The organism is Streptomyces sp. NPDC017095, from assembly GCF_044332325.1.
GTDB lineage: Bacteria > Actinomycetota > Actinomycetes > Streptomycetales > Streptomycetaceae > Streptomyces.
Window position 1 is genome coordinate 23,052 of sequence record NZ_JBIROU010000010.1, and the last position, 15,204, is coordinate 38,255.

17 protein-coding genes and 1 pseudogene are annotated in these 15,204 nt (G+C 73.9%); 8 read left to right on the forward strand and 10 right to left on the reverse strand.

The features are described from left to right. The first annotated feature begins 32 nt into the window (after nt 1-32). From ACH4OA_RS20965 to ACH4OA_RS20980, 4 genes are all read left to right on the forward strand, one after another. Nucleotides 33-800 (forward strand): enoyl-CoA hydratase/isomerase family protein, encoded by a 768-nt coding sequence (locus tag ACH4OA_RS20965; protein ID WP_397970131.1) that lies wholly within the window; start codon nt 33-35, stop codon nt 798-800. A gap of 196 nt (nt 801-996) precedes the next feature. Beyond that, nucleotides 997-1,605 carry an ATP-binding protein gene (locus ACH4OA_RS20970; RefSeq protein ID WP_397948786.1) on the forward strand — a complete coding sequence of 203 codons (609 nt, stop codon included), beginning with the start codon at nt 997-999 and terminating at the stop codon, nt 1,603-1,605. 64 nt (nt 1,606-1,669) lie between these two features. Continuing rightward, nucleotides 1,670-2,470, forward strand: a complete 801-nt coding sequence (locus ACH4OA_RS20975; protein WP_397942952.1) for a polysaccharide deacetylase family protein — start codon at nt 1,670-1,672, stop codon at nt 2,468-2,470. Continuing rightward, nucleotides 2,470-3,657, forward strand: a complete 1,188-nt coding sequence (locus tag ACH4OA_RS20980; RefSeq protein WP_397970132.1) for a hypothetical protein — start codon at nt 2,470-2,472, stop codon at nt 3,655-3,657. The genes ACH4OA_RS20975 and ACH4OA_RS20980 overlap by 1 nt, the downstream gene beginning before the upstream one ends. Here the strand turns inward: ACH4OA_RS20980 and ACH4OA_RS20985 are convergent. Beyond that, complete coding sequence (locus ACH4OA_RS20985) at nt 3,624-4,277, reverse strand: GNAT family N-acetyltransferase (RefSeq protein WP_397970134.1); 654 nt, start codon at nt 4,275-4,277, stop codon at nt 3,624-3,626. The two genes, ACH4OA_RS20980 and ACH4OA_RS20985, sit on opposite strands and share 34 nt — an antisense overlap. A gap of 118 nt (nt 4,278-4,395) precedes the next feature. Between ACH4OA_RS20985 and ACH4OA_RS20990 the strand changes: the two genes are divergently transcribed. Next, nucleotides 4,396-4,608: an EF-hand domain-containing protein gene (locus tag ACH4OA_RS20990; protein ID WP_397942957.1), complete on the forward strand. Its 213-nt coding sequence runs from the start codon at nt 4,396-4,398 to the stop codon at nt 4,606-4,608. A 62-nt stretch (nt 4,609-4,670) separates the two neighbouring features. Here ACH4OA_RS20990 and ACH4OA_RS20995 read toward each other — a convergent pair whose 3' ends face one another. Both ACH4OA_RS20995 and ACH4OA_RS21000 read right to left on the reverse strand, forming a co-directional pair. Beyond that, complete coding sequence (locus tag ACH4OA_RS20995; RefSeq protein WP_397970135.1) at nt 4,671-5,459, reverse strand: ABC transporter ATP-binding protein; 789 nt, start codon at nt 5,457-5,459, stop codon at nt 4,671-4,673. Further along, a complete protein-coding gene (locus tag ACH4OA_RS21000; RefSeq protein ID WP_397970137.1) occupies nt 5,456-7,138 on the reverse strand; it encodes a 2-isopropylmalate synthase in 1,683 nt (560 codons plus the stop codon). The genes ACH4OA_RS20995 and ACH4OA_RS21000 overlap by 4 nt, the downstream gene beginning before the upstream one ends. Nucleotides 7,139-7,348: 210 nt before the next feature. Between ACH4OA_RS21000 and ACH4OA_RS21005 the strand changes: the two genes are divergently transcribed. Next, the gene (locus ACH4OA_RS21005; RefSeq protein WP_397970373.1) at nt 7,349-8,047 is read left to right on the forward strand and encodes a FadR/GntR family transcriptional regulator; all 699 of its coding nucleotides are present in this window, start codon (nt 7,349-7,351) and stop codon (nt 8,045-8,047) included. A gap of 114 nt (nt 8,048-8,161) precedes the next feature. Here ACH4OA_RS21005 and ACH4OA_RS21010 read toward each other — a convergent pair whose 3' ends face one another. Further along, nucleotides 8,162-9,085, reverse strand: coding sequence for an AraC family transcriptional regulator (locus ACH4OA_RS21010; RefSeq protein ID WP_397942962.1), 924 nt, complete (start codon nt 9,083-9,085; stop codon nt 8,162-8,164). Between the two features lie 104 nt (nt 9,086-9,189). Between ACH4OA_RS21010 and ACH4OA_RS21015 the strand changes: the two genes are divergently transcribed. Both ACH4OA_RS21015 and ACH4OA_RS21020 read left to right on the forward strand, forming a co-directional pair. Continuing rightward, complete coding sequence (locus ACH4OA_RS21015) at nt 9,190-10,182, forward strand: zinc-dependent alcohol dehydrogenase family protein (protein ID WP_397942964.1); 993 nt, start codon at nt 9,190-9,192, stop codon at nt 10,180-10,182. A 102-nt stretch (nt 10,183-10,284) separates the two neighbouring features. Further along, complete coding sequence (locus ACH4OA_RS21020) at nt 10,285-10,971, forward strand: NAD(P)-binding domain-containing protein (RefSeq protein WP_365874823.1); 687 nt, start codon at nt 10,285-10,287, stop codon at nt 10,969-10,971. A gap of 6 nt (nt 10,972-10,977) precedes the next feature. Here the strand turns inward: ACH4OA_RS21020 and ACH4OA_RS21025 are convergent, their stop codons facing one another. From ACH4OA_RS21025 to ACH4OA_RS21050, 6 genes and pseudogenes are all read right to left on the reverse strand, one after another. Continuing rightward, nucleotides 10,978-11,532, reverse strand: a complete 555-nt coding sequence (locus ACH4OA_RS21025) for a glycoside hydrolase family 25 protein (protein WP_397970139.1) — start codon at nt 11,530-11,532, stop codon at nt 10,978-10,980. A 37-nt stretch (nt 11,533-11,569) separates the two neighbouring features. Further along, nucleotides 11,570-12,601 carry a phosphatidylinositol-specific phospholipase C domain-containing protein gene (locus tag ACH4OA_RS21030; protein WP_397970140.1) on the reverse strand — a complete coding sequence of 344 codons (1,032 nt, stop codon included), beginning with the start codon at nt 12,599-12,601 and terminating at the stop codon, nt 11,570-11,572. A 53-nt stretch (nt 12,602-12,654) separates the two neighbouring features. Then, nucleotides 12,655-13,842, reverse strand: coding sequence for a WD40 repeat domain-containing protein (locus tag ACH4OA_RS21035; RefSeq protein ID WP_397942968.1), 1,188 nt, complete (start codon nt 13,840-13,842; stop codon nt 12,655-12,657). Beyond that, nucleotides 13,829-14,233, reverse strand: a complete 405-nt coding sequence (locus ACH4OA_RS21040) for a hypothetical protein (RefSeq protein ID WP_365874815.1) — start codon at nt 14,231-14,233, stop codon at nt 13,829-13,831. Before ACH4OA_RS21040 ends, ACH4OA_RS21035 begins: the two co-directional genes overlap by 14 nt. Nucleotides 14,234-14,300: 67 nt before the next feature. Continuing rightward, nucleotides 14,301-14,642 (reverse strand): hypothetical protein, encoded by a 342-nt coding sequence (locus ACH4OA_RS21045; protein WP_397970381.1) that lies wholly within the window; start codon nt 14,640-14,642, stop codon nt 14,301-14,303. Nucleotides 14,643-14,674: 32 nt separating this feature from the next. Next, nucleotides 14,675-14,884: pseudogene (locus tag ACH4OA_RS21050) on the reverse strand (IS5/IS1182 family transposase); the annotation flags it as partial. Between the last annotated feature and the right edge of the window lie 320 nt (nt 14,885-15,204).

Below are 15,204 nucleotides of genomic sequence, written 5' to 3' on the forward strand. Positions count from 1 at the left end.
CGATCGCGTTAGTCGCCGTTAACCTGGCCCCCATGACCGTCTCTCTCGAAGTCGCCGACGGCGTCGGTACCCTGCGTCTGGACCGGCCGCCGATGAACGCGCTGGACATCGCCACCCAGGACCGGCTCAAGGAGCTGGCCGAGGAGGCCACCCACCGTGCGGACGTGCGCGCCGTGGTCCTCTACGGCGGCGAGCGGGTGTTCGCGGCGGGCGCGGACATCAAGGAGATGCAGACCATGGACCACGCGGCCATGGTCCGGCGCGCCCGTGGCCTCCAGGACGCCTTCACCGCCGTGGCCCGCATCCCCAAGCCCGTCGTCGCCGCCGTCACCGGGTACGCGCTCGGCGGGGGCTGCGAGCTGGCCCTGTGCGCGGACTACCGCATCGCCGGGGACAACGCCAAGCTGGGCCAGCCGGAGATCCTGCTCGGGCTGATCCCGGGCGCCGGCGGCACCCAGCGGCTGCCCCGGCTGGTCGGCCCCTCCAGGGCCAAGGACCTGATCTTCACGGGCCGTCAGGTCAAGGCCGACGAGGCCCTGGCCATCGGCCTGGTGGACCGGGTCGTCCCGGCCGCCGAGGTGTACGAGCAGGCGCACGCCTGGGCCGCGCGGCTCGCCCAGGGCCCGGCGATCGCGCTGCGCGCGGCGAAGGAGGCCGTCGACACCGGTCTGGAGACCGACATCGACACCGGCCTCGCCGTCGAACGCGGCTGGTTCGCGGGCCTGTTCGCCACCGAGGACCGCGAGCGGGGCATGCGCAGCTTCGTGGAGGAGGGTCCGGGCAAGGCCAGGTTCCTGTGATCCCAGGGGGTGCGGAGCCGACCCGTCCAACCCGTTAGGAGGACGGGTACTGACGCGTTGTCCCGTTCGGGGTCCCTCGAAGGAGCGGTTTGTGGCAGCCTTGGAGCGGCCATGGACCCGTGCCGTCGAGGGAGCCCGGCGCTTGCCCGGAAGTGAACCGTCGCCGCAGGTCAGCCGGGACACCCGGAACATCGACATGACTGCGGCATATGCCGCTGGATTGGTGCCGGACGGAGGCGTACGGGGGGCGTATTCCTCCGGAACGGCCCCCAACGCGGCTCCGGACGGCCATCATGGGGGCATGGCGGGGCTGGAGGGCAACGGACAGCCGCGGGGAGACAGCCGTGCGGCCGTGGCACGCTGGTCGCCCGCGGTCGAGGACGAGCAGGCGCTCAAGGCGCTCGAACTGTTCGGCGATCCGGCACAGGGCGAGGTCCCGCTGCCCTCCCGTCCGGAGTCCGCCGCCACCGCCCGCCGGCTCACCCAGGTCGTCGTCCTGCGCACCTGGCGGCTGACGCCCCGGCTGGCCGAGGACGCCGTCCTGCTCGTGTCGGAACTCGTCGGCAACGCCGTGCGCCACACCGGCGCCCGCGTGTTCGGACTGCGGATGCGGCGCCGGCCCGGCTGGATCCGCGTCGAGGTCCGCGACCCCTCGCGTGGCCTGCCCTGTCTGATGCCGGTGCAGGAGACGGACATCAGCGGCCGCGGACTGTTCCTGGTGGACAAGCTCTCCGACCGCTGGGGCGTGGACCTGCTGCCGCGCGGCAAGACCACCTGGTTCGAGATGCGGGTCACCGACCGCTGAACGTTCCGCCGGGGCCGGTGCGTCATCGGGTGAATCACCCGATTTCTTACCGAACAACCCTTAAATGGTGCGGGTGACCCCCACCAACCGACGCGGTGCGCTGCGGGCCGGTGCCGGGCTCGTCGCCGGCGGCGCGCTCACCGCCGGATGCGGCACCGGCCCGGCCGCCGGCCCACCGGTCCCCGCCTCTCCCGCCGCCGCCTCCTCCGCATCGGCCCCGGCCGCCCCGCTCCCCGCCGCCCCCGGACCCCGCGCCTACCCCGGCCTGCCCGCCCAGATCTCCCACGGCCCGCGCACCCGCCCCCGGGTGGCCCTCACCTTCCACGGCCAGGGCGACCCGGCGCTCGCGCGCGCCCTGCTCACCACCGCCGAACGGCACGGCGCCCGGCTCACCGTGCTCGCCGTCGGCACCTGGCTGGACGCCCACCCGGCCCTGGCCCGCCGCATCCTCGACGGCGGCCACGACCTCGGCAACCACACCCAGCGGCACATCGGCGTCAACACCCTCGCCGAGGCGGACGCCCGCCGGGAGATCACCGAGTGCGCCGAGCGGCTCCGGCGGCTCACCGGCTCCATCGGCACCTGGTTCCGCCCCTCCCGCGCCCCGGCCGCCTCGCCGCTCGTCACCCGGCTGGCCCGCGCCGCCGGCTACCCGCACGTGCTGTCGTACGACGTCGACTCGCTCGACTACACCCGCCCCGGCGCCGCCGCCGTCACCCGCGCGGTCCTGGCCGGCGCGCGCGCCGGCTCGGTGGTGAGCCTGCACTTCGGCTATCCGGACACCGTCGCCGCCCTCCCCGACGTCCTCACCGAACTCGGCCGCCGCGGGCTGCGCGCGGTCACCACCACGGAGCTGCTGAGCTGATGCGAACCACGAAAGCCGTCCGTCTGCTGGCCGCCGGTGCCGCCGTCACCGCCCTGGCGCTGCTCTCCGCGTGCGACGGCGGATCCGGGGACCGCCCGCGGCGGGCTCCCGGCAGCACCGCGCCGGTCCAGCCGCGGGTGGACCGGCCGCGGGTGAACGTGCTGCCCGGGATGCCACCGGTCGACGACCCGGCCGACCTGTACGCGGCCGACCGGCCGAACCGGCTGTCACCCGCGGTCCGCGGCTTCCCCTCCCGGGTCTACGTCCCCAACACCAACTCCGACACGGTCACCGTCATCGACCCCGCGACCTACCGGGTCGTGGAGACCATCCCGGTCGGCCGCCAGCCCCAGCACGTCGTGCCGTCCTGGGACCTGAAGACGCTCTGGGTCAACAACGACCTGGGCAACACCCTCACCCCGATCGACCCGCGCACCGGCCGGGCCGGCCGGCCGGTGGACGTGCACGACCCGTACAACCTGTACTTCACGCCCGACGGCAAGTACGCCGTCGTCATGGCCTCCATGGACCGCCAACTGGTCTTCCGCGACGCCCACACCATGAAGGTCGTCAAGTCCGTCCCGGCCGGCTGCCACGGCGTCAACCACGCCGACTTCTCCCGCGACGGCCGCTACTTCATCGTCTCCTGCGAGTTCAGCGGCGACATCCTGAAGGTCGACACCGCGCGGATGAAGGTGCTGGGCCGGGAGAAACTCCCCCTGAGCGGCGCGATGCCGCAGGACGTCAAGGTCTCCCCGGACGGCAAGCTGTTCTACATCGCCGACATGATGGCCGACGGCGTGTGGATCCTCGACGGCGACCGCTTCACCCGGCCCCGGTTCCTCGCCACCGGCAAGGGCGCCCACGGCCTGTACGTCAGCCGGGACTCCCGCGAGATGTACATCTCCAACCGCGGCGAGGGCACCGTCTCCGTCTTCGACTTCGCCCGGAACCGGCTCACCCGGAAGTGGCGGCTGCCCGGCGGCGGCAGCCCCGACATGGGCGGGGTCTCCGCGGACGGCAAGGTGCTGTGGCTGTCGGGCCGCTACCACTCCGAGGTGTACGCCATCGACACCCGCACCGGCGCCCAGCTGGCCCGGATCAAGGTCGGCAGCGGCCCGCACGGCCTGGCCGTCTACCCCCAGCCGGGCCGCTACTCGCTGGGGCACACCGGCATCTTCCGCTGAAGCAGCAGCTCCGCGCCCACCACCCGGTAGCCGGCCGCCTGGAACGCCCGCAGACTGCGGGCGTTCCCCGGCGCGACCTGCGCCCACAGCGGCTCGGTGACGAGCTGCCGGGCGGCGGCCGCCAGCAGCCGCCCGAGCCCCCGGTGCCGGGCGTCGGCGTCCACCTCGACCGACACCTCCAGCCGCCCGGCGACCCCGCGCCCGAGCACCAGCACCCCGCCGTCGGCGGTCCAGGCGCGCACCGCGTCCCGGCGTTCGCGCGCGTACCGGATGCGCGGATGGCCGGCGTCCTCGATCTCGCGCAGCGCCGGCACCGGTTCCCCGGGCAGCGGACCGGCCACCAGCACCGCGTCCACCGTCTCGGCCCGGCGCCCGGTCCGGTCCAGCAGGGCGGTCAGGAAGCGCGGGTGAAGCGGTGCCGCCAGCGGATCGCAGTCCGTGCCGCGCAGCGCCGCCCGCACCCACTGCGGGTCCTCGTCGGTGAAGACCACCGAGTGCGCGGTGAAGGACAGCACGCCCGCGTCCCGCGGCGAAGGCTGCGGCAGCACGGTCGTACCGCCGTCCGCCGGCGGGAAGACGCCGGCCGCCGCCGCGTCGAGCAGGTCCCGCAAGGTCTGCATGGCTCCCCTCCCCGGGTCGTGGGTGGTCACCGTACTGGCGGGCGAGTGCGGGCCGTTAATCTGACCAGCGTCAGTACGCCAGCACGGCATGTGAAACACGAACAAAAGGGGCGGATCGGTGGCGGACATCGAGGAAGCACGCAAGCAGTTCCAGCGGATCGACGCGGACGGTGACGGGTTCATCACCGCGGCGGAGTTCAAGTCCGCCCTGGCGCAGCAGGGTGACTGGAACGTCACCGACACCGTCGCGGAGGCCATCATCAGGACCCGCGACCTGGACGGCGACAAGGTGCTGTCCTTCGACGAGTTCTGGACCTACCTGAACAAGTGACCCGAAGGACGGCAGGGAGCCGCCCGCCCCGTACGGGCCGGGCGGCTCCCTGCCGTCGTCCGTCAGCCGGTCCGCCGGACGCGCACGTTCCAGCGGCCCCCGTGCCGCTCCAGCGTCAGCGGCAGCCCGAAGCAGGCGCCGACCCGGTCGCCGGTGAGGACGGACTCGACCGGCCCGCAGGCCAGCACCCGGCCCGCGCGCAGCAGGACGGCGTGCGTGGTGCCCGCCGGCAGCTCCTCCAGATGATGGGTGACCAGCACCGTCGCCAGCGCGGGACGCTCCGCCCGCAGCGTCTCCAGCGCCTCGATCAGCCGCTCCCGGCCAGGCAGGTCCAGACCCGTCGCCGGTTCGTCCAGGAGCAGCAGCCGCGGCTCGGGCATCAGCGCCCGCGCGATCAGCGTCCGGCCGCGCTGCCCCTGCGACAGCGTCGGCCACCGGGCGTCCCGCAGCGCGCCCAGCCCCAGCGTGGCCAGCAGCGCCTCGGCCCGCTCCGCCTGCTCCGGGGTGGGCCGCCACCGCGGCACCGGCTCGACGGAGTTCGTCACGCCGGTGAGCACCACGTCCCGCACCCGCAGCGGCGAGGTCAGCGGATGGCGCGGGTCGACGTGCCCGACGCGCGTCCGCAGCTCGCGCAGGTCCACCCGGCCCAGCCGGTGCCCGAGCACCTCCACCGTGCCCCGGGTCGGATGCACCAGCGCGCCGAGCAGTCCGAGCAGCGTGGACTTGCCCGCGCCGTTGGCGCCGAGCAGCGCCCAGTGCTCCCCGGCCCGGACCGTCAGTGACACGTCCCGCAGCAGGGCCGTGCCGTCCCGGACGACGTCCACGCCCTCGGCGCGCAGCACCTCGCTCACCGCGCCGCCCGGTTCACCGCGGACAGCACCGCCCGCACCTCGGCCGACGGGCCCGTGCCCGCGCCCCAGACCGGGACGCCGTCCACCCGGCACTCGGCGAAGGCCGCCGCCGCGTCCCGCGTGACGCGCAGGACCTCCACCGTGAACCCGGCGCCGGCCAGCGCCGCGGCGAACGCGGCCGGCACCCCGGGGCCCGTGCCCTCGTGGTCGCCGGTCCGGCCGCCGGCCTCCAGCGTGCCGGTGAACCGGTGCACACCGGGCGCCTCCTCCTGCGCGGACCAGGCGTGCAGCCGCAGCGCGCCCTCCGTCAGATAGGCCGCGCGGAACAGCTCGTACAGCTCCTTCGGGGTGGCCTCGCGTCCGCTGTCGTCCGTCGCCTCCTGCACGATCCGCGCGAACTCCGGCCGCAGGTCCGGCGGCAGGTCGATCCCGGAGCCGCTCTTCAGCAGGTACGCCACCCCGCCCTTGCCCGACTGGGAGTTGACGCGGATCACCGCCTCGTACGACCGCCCGAGGTCCGCCGGGTCCACGGGCAGGTACGGCACCTCCCACGGCGCCTCCCGCTCGCTCAGCCCCGCCTCGGCGGCCCGGCGGGCGTGGTGGGCCAGCCCCTTGCTGATCGCGTCCTGGTGGGTGCCGGAGAACGCGGTGTGGACCAGCTCGCCGGCGTACGGGTGCCGGGGGTGCACGGGCAGCCGGTTGCAGTGCTCCACCGTCTCCCGTACGGCGTCGATGTCGCCGAGGTCGAGCATCGGGTCGACACCCTGGGCGTAGAGGTTGAGCGCCAGGGTCACCAGGTCGACGTTGCCGGTGCGCTCGCCGTTGCCGAACAGGCAGCCCTCCACCCGCTGGGCCCCGGCCAGCACGGCCAGTTCGGCGCAGGCCACGCCCGTGCCGCGGTCGTTGTGCGGGTGCACGGAGAGGATGACGCTGTCGCGCCGGGACAGGTGGCGGTGGACGTACTCGATCTGGTCGGCGTAGACGTTCGGGGTGGCGATCTCCACCGTGGCCGGCAGGTTGTGGGTCACCGGCCGGTCGGGGCTCGCGTCCCAGAACTCGGTGAGGCCGTCGCACAGTTCGAGGACGAAGTCGGGCTCGGTGAGGTTGAAGGTCTCGGGCGAGAACTGGAAGCGGACGCCGGGCGCGTCCCCGGCCCGCCGGGCCATGAGCTCCGCCGCCGCCCGCACGGTGCGCCGCACCTCGGCCCGGTCCCGCCCGAGCACCACCTCCCGCCACACCGGCGAGGTGGCGATGTACAGGTGGACGACGGCGCGCGGCAGCCCGGCGATCGCGTCGAAGGTCCGGTCGATCAGCTCGGCCCGGGCGGGTGTGAACACCACGGGCGTCACGTCGTCCGGCACGGCGCCGCCGACCGCGAGGTGCCGGACGAAGTCGAAGTCCGTCCGGCTGGCGGACGGGTAGCCCACCTCGATCTCCTTGAAGCCCGTCGCCACCAGCAGATCGAAGAAGCGGCGCTTGCGGGGCGTGTCCATCGGCTCGGCGAGCGCCTGGTTGCCGTCGCGCAGGTCCACGGGGACCCACAGGGGGGCGCGTTCGAGGCGGGCGGAGGGCCAGCTCCGGTCACCGGTGGGGACGTGGACGCGGTCCTGGTAGGGGCGGTAGCGGTGGTGGGGCATGGGACTGGGCCGCTGGGGATTCCAGACGGGAGTCGTGGTCATCGTCGGCTGTGGCCTTCGGCTCGGTCGGGCGGTGACCGGCGGCACGGAGCCCCACGGCGGGGCGCCGGTCGCGTCAAACCCCGCCGCGGCAGCCGAGGAGGAGCAGACCGCACAACGTCATGCGCGCTACGCTAGCGACTCCTCAGCTCCTCAGACAAGTGGGTTCCGTTCCGTGAACCGGCCCACGCCACGGACAAGTTGGTGATGTCGATGCCGCTCGGTGCCCTCCGCCCCAGCCCGCTGGTCGAACAGGCCGCGCAGCGCCTGCGCGAACAGATCGCGGCCGGCCACTGGCCGGTCGGCGCCAAGCTGCCCGGCGAGACCACCCTGGCCAGGGAGCTGGGAGTCGGCCGCTCCACGGTCCGCGAGGCCCTGCGCGCCCTGGCCGGCGCGGGACTGGTCCGGCCCCGGCAGGGCGCCGGGGTCTTCGTCCTCGCCGGCGAGCCCGTCGAGGACTGGCCCGCGCGGCTGCGCCGGGCCGCCGTCACCGACGTCTACGAGGTCCGCATGGGCGTCGAGGTGCAGGCCGCCCGGCTCGCCGCGCGGCGCCGTACACCGGGGGACATCGCCGCGCTGGCGGCCGCGCTGGCGGACCGCCGCGCTGCCGCCGCCGACGGCGACGCCGCGTTCGTGGAGGCCGACATCGCCCTGCACGCGGCCGTGGTCGCCGCCGCCCACAACCCGGTGCTGACCGGCCTGTTCGCCGAGTTCGTCCCCGTCCTGCGGGAGGGTCTGACGGCTCTGCTGGACCTCACCCGCCTGCGCGAGCGGGACCCCTGCACCGGGGACGCCACGCACGCGGCGCTCGTGGACGCGGTCACCGCCGGCGACCCGGAGGCGGCGGCGACGACCCTGGGCGCCGAGCTGGAGTCCACCCTGGCCCTGCTGCGGACCGGCTCGACGGCGTAGGGGCGCCCGCGCGCGGAGGAGACCGCCCGCCGCCGGCTCGGCTCGCCCGCGCGGAGGAGACCGCCCGCCGCCGGCTCGGCTCGCCCGCGCGGAGGAGACCGGCCCGCCGCCGGCTCAGCTCGCCCGGGCCGCTCTGCGGTAGCGGCCCGGCGCCACGCCGAACTCCCGTTTGAACGCCTTGGCGAAGGCGAACTCCGAGGTGTAGCCGGTGCGTCCGGCCACCTGGCTCAGGGACAGGTCGTCGTGGCGCAGCAGCCGGCCCGCCGTGGTCATCCGCCACCACGTCAGGTACGTCAGCGGCGGCTCGCCCATCAACGCCGTGAACCGGCGGGCGAACGCCGCCCGGGACAGCCCGGCCACCAGACCCAGCTCCGCCACCGTCCAGGCCCGGCCGGGTGCGCCGTGGAGCGCGCACAGCGCCGCCGCGACCGCCGGGTCGGCCAGTGCCGCCGCCCAGCCCCGGCCGCGGCCCGTCGTGTGCTCGCGCTCGCACCAGGCCCGCAGGATGTACAGCAGCAGGGTGTCCAGCAGCGAGGTGACGATCGCGTCGGTGCCCGGCCGCTGCTCCTCCAGCTCCATCCCGAGCAGTTCCACCGCCGCCCGCAGCGCACGGTGCCCGCCGACGTGGGCGGGCAGGTGCAGCACGTCGGGCAGCTCCGCGAGCAGCCGGCGCCCCCGGTCCCGGTCCAGCCGGTACGTCCCGCACAGGGTCACCGTGTCCGGGCGGCCCGCGCCCCGTTCCTCGGGCGGTCCGCTCCAGGTGCCGTCCGGCAGCAGCCGCATTTCTCCCAGCGGCACGTCGGGCCCGCTGGCCAGCCCGTGCCCCTGGCCGTGCGCGAGGAAGACGACGTCCCCCGGCGCCAGCGCCACCGGCTTCGCGTCCGGGAGGACCAGCCAGGCCGAGCCGCGCAGGATCACATGGAAGGCGGCGTCCTCGCCGTCGGGCCACTTCAGGCCCCAGGGCGCGTACTTGTAGCGGCGCGCGGAGTGCGGCCGGCCGGCCCGGATCGCGGCGACCACGTCGCTGAGCACGTCCATGCGGCGACCCTAGCCCTCCGGGTCCGCCCGGGGAAGACGATCGGACAGGAAACCGAGAGCACGGGACATGGAACGTCTCCCTGTCCCGCCGTAGCGTCGACGCCATGACGACGACCGCACGCACTGTGCTGTTCCACGAGACCGGCGGCCCCGAGGTGTTCACCGTGGAGGAGGCCGAACTGCCCGCGCCCGGACCGGACGAGGTCCTGGTCCGCGTCGAGGCGCTGGGCCTCAACCGCGCCGAGGCGATGCTGCGCACCGGCACCTACTTCTACCAGCCGCATCTGCCCGGCTCCCGCGACGGCTACGAGGCGGCCGGCGTGGTGACGGCGGCCGGCGCGGAGGTGACCGCCTTCGCGCCGGGCGACCCCGTGCTGTCGGCGGCCAACTTCCACCTCAGCACCCACGGCGTCTACGGCGACTTCGTGCTGCTGCCGCAGACCGCGCTGGTGCCGCGCCCGGCCGGGGTCGACGCGGTCACCGGCGCGGCCGTCTGGCTCACCTACACCACGGCCTACGGCGCCCTGGTCGAGCGGGGCCGGCTCCGGGCCGGCCACCGGGTGCTGATCACCGGCGCGTCCAGCGGAACCGGCACGGCCGCGATCCAGGTGGTCCGGCGGGCCGGCGCGGTGCCGATCGCCACCACCCGCACCGAGGCCAAGCGGCGGGCGCTGCTCGACCTCGGCGCCGAGCACGTCATCGTCACCGCGGACCAGGACGTGACCGAGGAGACCCGGCGGGTGACCGGCGGCCGGGGCGCCGACCTCGTCCTGGACGCGATCGGCGGACCGTACCTGCGGGAACTGGGCGCGGCGGCGGCCCGCGACGCCCTGCTGATCAGCTACGGCTGGCTGTCCGAGCGCCCCACGGAGCTGCCCATGCAGTGGCCGCTGACCGTGCACGGCTACAACAACCTCGCCCTCACCGAGAGCGCCGAGGGCCGCGACCGCGCCGCCCGCTACCTCGCCTCCGGCCTGGCCGACGGCTCGCTCCGCCCACTGGTCGGCGAGGTGTTCGACGGCCTGGACCGGATGGCGGACGCGCACCGGCTGATGGAGTCCAACCGGCACACGGGCAAGATCGTCGTACGGGTCTGAGTCGTCACCCGTCCGGCTCCCGGCGTCACCCGTCCGGCGCGGCCGTGGAATAAGAGCGGCGGGGTCCGGGTTGACGCCCACCGGAGCGATGCATGCTCATGCATGTATCAAGGAACGCGGAGGCGTGTCATGAAGATCGGCATCATCGGAGCCGGGTACATCGGCGGCAACCTCACCCGGCGGCTCACCGCCCTCGGCCACGAGGTGGCCGTGGCCAACTCCCGGGGCCCCGAGACCCTGAAGGACCTGGCGGAGGAGACCGGCGCCACCCCGGTGCTGGCCGCGGACGCGGCCGAGGGCGCCGAGGTCGTCGTCGTCACCGTCCCGCTGAAGGCGGTCCCGGACCTGCCCGCGGGCCTGCTGGACGGCGCGGCGGACGGCTTCGCGCTGATCGACACGAACAACTACTACCCGCAGCGCGACGGCCGGATCGACGCCATCGAGGACGAGGGCCTGCCCGAGAGCCGCTGGGTCGAACAGCACCTGGGCCACCCGGTGGTGAAAGCGTTCAACGGCACCTACGCCCAGGACCTGCTGGACCGCCCGCTGCCCGCCGGCCACGCCGAGCGCATGGCGCTCCCCGTCGCCGGGGACGACGAGGACGCCAAGGCGAAGGTGCGCGCCCTGATCGACGAACTCGGCTTCGACACCGTCGACGCCGGCGGCATCGCCGACTCCTGGCGCCAGCAGCCGGGCACTCCGGTCTACGGCCTGCGCGCGGGCGTGGACGCGGTGCGCGAGGCCCTGGCGGCGGCACCCCGGGAACGCCCGGCGGACTTCCGCGCCTGAGCCCTGCTAGGACGTGGCCCAGTCGCGCAGGTCGTCCGCGTCCGTGAACCGGGCCACGTTCTTGTCGTGGGGCTCGCTGGTGTACTGGTGGAACCGCCACTTGGCCGTGATGCGCGGCTTGCCGGCGCTGACGTAGTCGGCGATCCACAGCCCGTCCCCGGCATAGGACGTGGTGTCGATGTCCAGCCAGAAGTGCCGGTTGCAGTAGAGCAGGATCCGGTTGTCCGGCCGGGACTCCTTCAGCTTGCGCAGGAAGCGGTCCTTCTCCGCGTTGCTGGCGTGGGTTCCGTCGCCGGTGTTCTCCCAGTCGACGGCGAGGAGGTCACCCGGGCGGTCCGGGGCGTGGCGCAGGAAGTGATCCGCCTGGTCGCCGAGATGGCCGGGCCACAGGAAGTGGTAGAAACCGACGACCAGTCCGGCGTCGCGGGCGGTCTTCGTCTGGGCGGCGAGCCGGGGGTTGACGTAGGACCGCCCCTCCGTCGCCTTGATGAAGACGAAGGAGAGGCCGTCCGTGTCGTAGGAGGAGGGCTGGAAGGCGCTGACGTCGATGCCATGGAGCATGGGGGATGTGTGCCCTCCGCGTCCGTGGCCGGAACCTTCAGCCCCGGCTCGTCACCGAACCGAGTACGGACGCGGACTTCGCCGACCAGTCGGAGGTGACGAGGCTCGCGTGGGCCTTGGCCAGCAGGGCGAGCCGGGCCGCGACTTCGGCGTCCGTCGGGTTGGTGGAGGAGATCGCCGGGGACACGTTGTGGGCGTCCGTCGCGATCAGGATGTAGTGGTTCGCGGAGTAGAACGACGTGTCGTAGCCCTTGTTCACATAGGTCGCCGCGTCGCCGTCGAAGAAGACGAACCAGGGGCGTATCGAGGCGTCGTAGCGGCCGGCGCGCGGATCGCCGTTCGCCGCCCCCAGCACGGCCGGGAAGGCCTGAGCAGCGGAGATGTTCCCGGCGGCGGACAGGTCGCGCAGATGGTCGCCGTACTCCTCGTCCGTCCAGTAGCTGTCGAACGGGTTGGACTGCTCCACCGTGCCCGGGATCAGGTCGAAGAGGAACTTGCCCCGCAGGGCGTCCCGGGACGGCCAGGCGTCGGCCTTGGCCGCCGCGTCCAGCGTGGGGTAGGTGCCGCCGAGCAGATCGGCCGGCTTGTAGACGCCGGAGCCCAGCTTCTGTGCGACGAGCGCGTCGAACTCGTCCGGTCCGAGGCCCGCCTTGTCGTTGAACCCCACCTTCATCTCGACCTTGACGACGACCGGCGGATGGTCGGGGTGGAGCTGGTTCCAGGCGGCCATGTTGTCCAGACAGCTGCCGAGGTCCTGGTTACGGCTCTTGCTGTACAGCTCGCCCGGCGTCTTGGCCGCCTCGCAGTTGTTGTCGTTGCCCAGCGGGTTGCTGTGGCTGACCCGCCAGCGGTGGCTGATGCTGTCGACGTAGACGTCCAGCTCCAGCAGCGCGGCACCGGAGTCCAACGCCTGCGCGAAGTACGGGTACTTGTCCTGCTCGTAGGCGTTGTGCGTGCCGATCGCCGTCGTGGCGGAGAACTTGGGCGCCGCCGCGTGGGCGCTCACCGGGGCCACCGCCAGCAGAGCGGCGGCGCCTATCAGCGCCGCCGGCCGTCTTCTCACCCGCATGCCCGAACTTCCCTTCGCTGTCGCCGAGTTGACGGCAGCGTAGGGCCGGTCGGTTACCGCGCGGTAGCCCCTGGCGGAACATCGGCCTCCGTGCCGGGCAGCCGCCACCACAGGCTCGTCGTCCCGTCGGTGCCCACGGTGGCCACCAGTCGGGCGTCGGGGCTGAAGGCGACCGCGGTGACCCGCTCGGCGCCGTCACCGAACGGACGGCCCAGCGGGCGCGGGCGCGCGCGGTCGGCGACGTCCCACAGCCGTACGGTCCGCGCGGCGTCCACGGTGGCCAGCAGCCGCGCGTCGGGGCTGAAGGCGAGCGCGGTCGTCCGCAGCCCCGGAGTGCCGAAGGCGGGCCCCGCGGCCTCGGGGCGGCGCGGGTCCGACACGTCCCACAGCCGCACCGTCCCCTCGGCGCCGGCTACGGCCAGGGTGTGCCCGTCGGCGGAGAACTGGGCGGCGTCGACCCGCTGCTGGAGCCGGCTCAGGGTGGTGAGCCGCAGCGGCCGTCCCGCGTCGAGGCGCAGCTCCGTCAGCCGGGTGGAACCGGCCGTGCCCGCGTCGGCGAAGACGACCCGGTCCCGGCCCGCCGCCACCGCCTTCACCTCGCGCGGGGCGCCGTCGACGGACCACCGGGTCGCCCCGGAGCCCACGGCGAGCGCCCGTACGTCCGGCCCGCCGGCCGTCACCAGCGTGCGGCCGTCCGGACTGGCCCCGACGGCCGTCACCCGGCCCACGCCCGGCGGGACGGCGACCTGCCGGGGATGCCCGGGATCGGCCATGTCCCAGGTGCCGGCCGAGGACCGGGAGACCGTCACCAGCAGCCGGCCGTCCGGCGTGAACGCCAGTGCCTCGGCCCGTCCGCGCGGACCGAGCCGGCCGGCCGCGGTCAGGCTCCAGCGTTCCGGACCGGGGCCCTCGGCCTGCCCCGGCACCATCGCCTGCCAGGGACCGGGCAGCACCTTCTGCACCGCCGCGGCCGTCAGGCACGTCAGGGTGACCAGCCAGGTGGTGAGCAGCCCCGGAAGCCACCGCCCCCAGGCCGCCGGCCGGTACCGCAGCGGCGCCCGCGCCGGGCCCTCCGGCACCGCCTCCGTGACCGGCTCAGGCGCCGCCTCCGGCACCGGGCGTGCCCCCAGCGCCGCGATCAGCCGGGCACCGGGCCCCCCGTACGGCGCAGGCGGCAGGTCGGCAGGGTGCAGGGCCAGCGCCAGCACCAGACGGCCGAGCGCGCTGTCAGCTCGCAGCACTGGACCCCCTCGGCTGCGACAGCGCCTCTTCGTCCACGGCGGCCTGCCGGGCGGTGGGCAGCGGGGGCTCGTGCTGCTGGCCCGCGCCCGCGCCGGAGACCGGGATCACCTGGAAGAACTTCGCGACGACCAGCGGAGTCGTCACCCCGACGGCGAACGCGGCGGTCGCGTTCGGCAACTGCCCGGAGTTCCCCAGCGCCGCGGTCAGCCCGAACCCCGCGAACAGCCGCAGTGCGATCGCCACCAGCATCACCGGCCGGTCGGCACGGGTGCGCCACGGCCAGCGCCAGCGGCTGCGCGGACCGGTCGGACGCATCAGCGCCGAGAGGTTGAGCGCTTCGGCCACACTGCTGCCGAGCAGTCCCCACAGCGCGGGGTACAGGTCGATCACGCTCTGATGGTAGCCCTCTGTCAGGACATGACAGCCTTCTGTCACACACCCTGTCGGGGGACCCCCGTCAGCACTCGATGATGTTCACCGCGAGCCCGCCGCGCGCCGTCTCCTTGTACTTCACGGACTTGTCGCCCTGTCGCATCATGCCCTTGGCTTGCATGTTCGGGGGTAGCTGAGTGGCCCTGCACGCCAGCAGGGGCTTCTCAGGGACTTTCGGCCGGGAGGAGGCCTGCAGCCAAGCGTCCATCGCGGCGAGCCCTCGCCGCCCCGCACCGGGCATGAAATGAGCGTAGTGCTTGAGGGTGACCTTCGGTGTCGAGTGCCCGAGCCACTTGGACAGGCTGACGACCGACTCGCTGGCCTCCAGCTGCACGCTCGCGTAGGCGTGGCGGAGGACGTGGAGCATGTCCTCGCGTGGGGCGGCGTAGCGCGGGACCCGGCGGATTGGCGCAGGGTGAGGTTGGTGCGCCAGTACGCGGCCAGCAGCAGCACCCGGCCACCCAGTGGCAGCGACCACAGCCGGCCCATGTGGACCGGATCGGCCCTCTCACGCCGCAGCGCGGTGATCAGCTAGGCGAACTGCCCCGGGCTCAGCCCGGTGAACGGACCTATCCACGAGGGCTCCGATGCCGTGATCACACCAGCCACGGCAAGATCATCTTGCCCCTGGGCAGCAGTTACGGGACAGCCTTTAGTGCCGCAGTGACGCAGCTGCAGTCCTGGAACCCTCCCGGAATACCGACCCCGGCGAGGCATTAGCGCTGCCGGTCAGCAACTGGCACGCGCCGTGGTTACACACGGAACGGTCGGCCGGATCTGGGGGTGAGATCTTCGTGTTCTCCGCCCAAGTAGCCAAGTGGCGCGTACGCGTTGCGCCTCGCGGAGCTGGGGACAGCCCTTCAGAGAGATCACCTACGTCAGACAAGCCCCGTTCGGTAGGATGCTCCGAACGGGGGACTCGGCTGTCG

Coding starts and splice junctions, on each gene's coding strand:
- ACH4OA_RS20975 (WP_397942952.1), top strand. CDS start 1,670: ATGGTGCGGGTGACCCCCACCAACCGACGCGGTGCGCTGCGGGCCGGT.
- ACH4OA_RS20980 (WP_397970132.1), top strand. CDS start 2,470: ATGCGAACCACGAAAGCCGTCCGTCTGCTGGCCGCCGGTGCCGCCGTC.
- ACH4OA_RS21020 (WP_365874823.1), top strand. CDS start 10,285: ATGTATCAAGGAACGCGGAGGCGTGTCATGAAGATCGGCATCATCGGA.
- ACH4OA_RS21010 (WP_397942962.1), bottom strand. CDS start 9,085: ATGGACGTGCTCAGCGACGTGGTCGCCGCGATCCGGGCCGGCCGGCCG.
- ACH4OA_RS20985 (WP_397970134.1), bottom strand. CDS start 4,277: ATGCAGACCTTGCGGGACCTGCTCGACGCGGCGGCGGCCGGCGTCTTC.
- ACH4OA_RS20965 (WP_397970131.1), top strand. CDS start 33: ATGACCGTCTCTCTCGAAGTCGCCGACGGCGTCGGTACCCTGCGTCTG.
- ACH4OA_RS21025 (WP_397970139.1), bottom strand. CDS start 11,532: ATGCTCCATGGCATCGACGTCAGCGCCTTCCAGCCCTCCTCCTACGAC.
- ACH4OA_RS20970 (WP_397948786.1), top strand. CDS start 997: ATGACTGCGGCATATGCCGCTGGATTGGTGCCGGACGGAGGCGTACGG.
- ACH4OA_RS21045 (WP_397970381.1), bottom strand. CDS start 14,642: ATGCTCCACGTCCTCCGCCACGCCTACGCGAGCGTGCAGCTGGAGGCC.
- ACH4OA_RS21015 (WP_397942964.1), top strand. CDS start 9,190: ATGACGACGACCGCACGCACTGTGCTGTTCCACGAGACCGGCGGCCCC.
- ACH4OA_RS21005 (WP_397970373.1), top strand. CDS start 7,349: ATGCCGCTCGGTGCCCTCCGCCCCAGCCCGCTGGTCGAACAGGCCGCG.
- ACH4OA_RS21000 (WP_397970137.1), bottom strand. CDS start 7,138: ATGACCACGACTCCCGTCTGGAATCCCCAGCGGCCCAGTCCCATGCCC.
- ACH4OA_RS21030 (WP_397970140.1), bottom strand. CDS start 12,601: ATGCGGGTGAGAAGACGGCCGGCGGCGCTGATAGGCGCCGCCGCTCTG.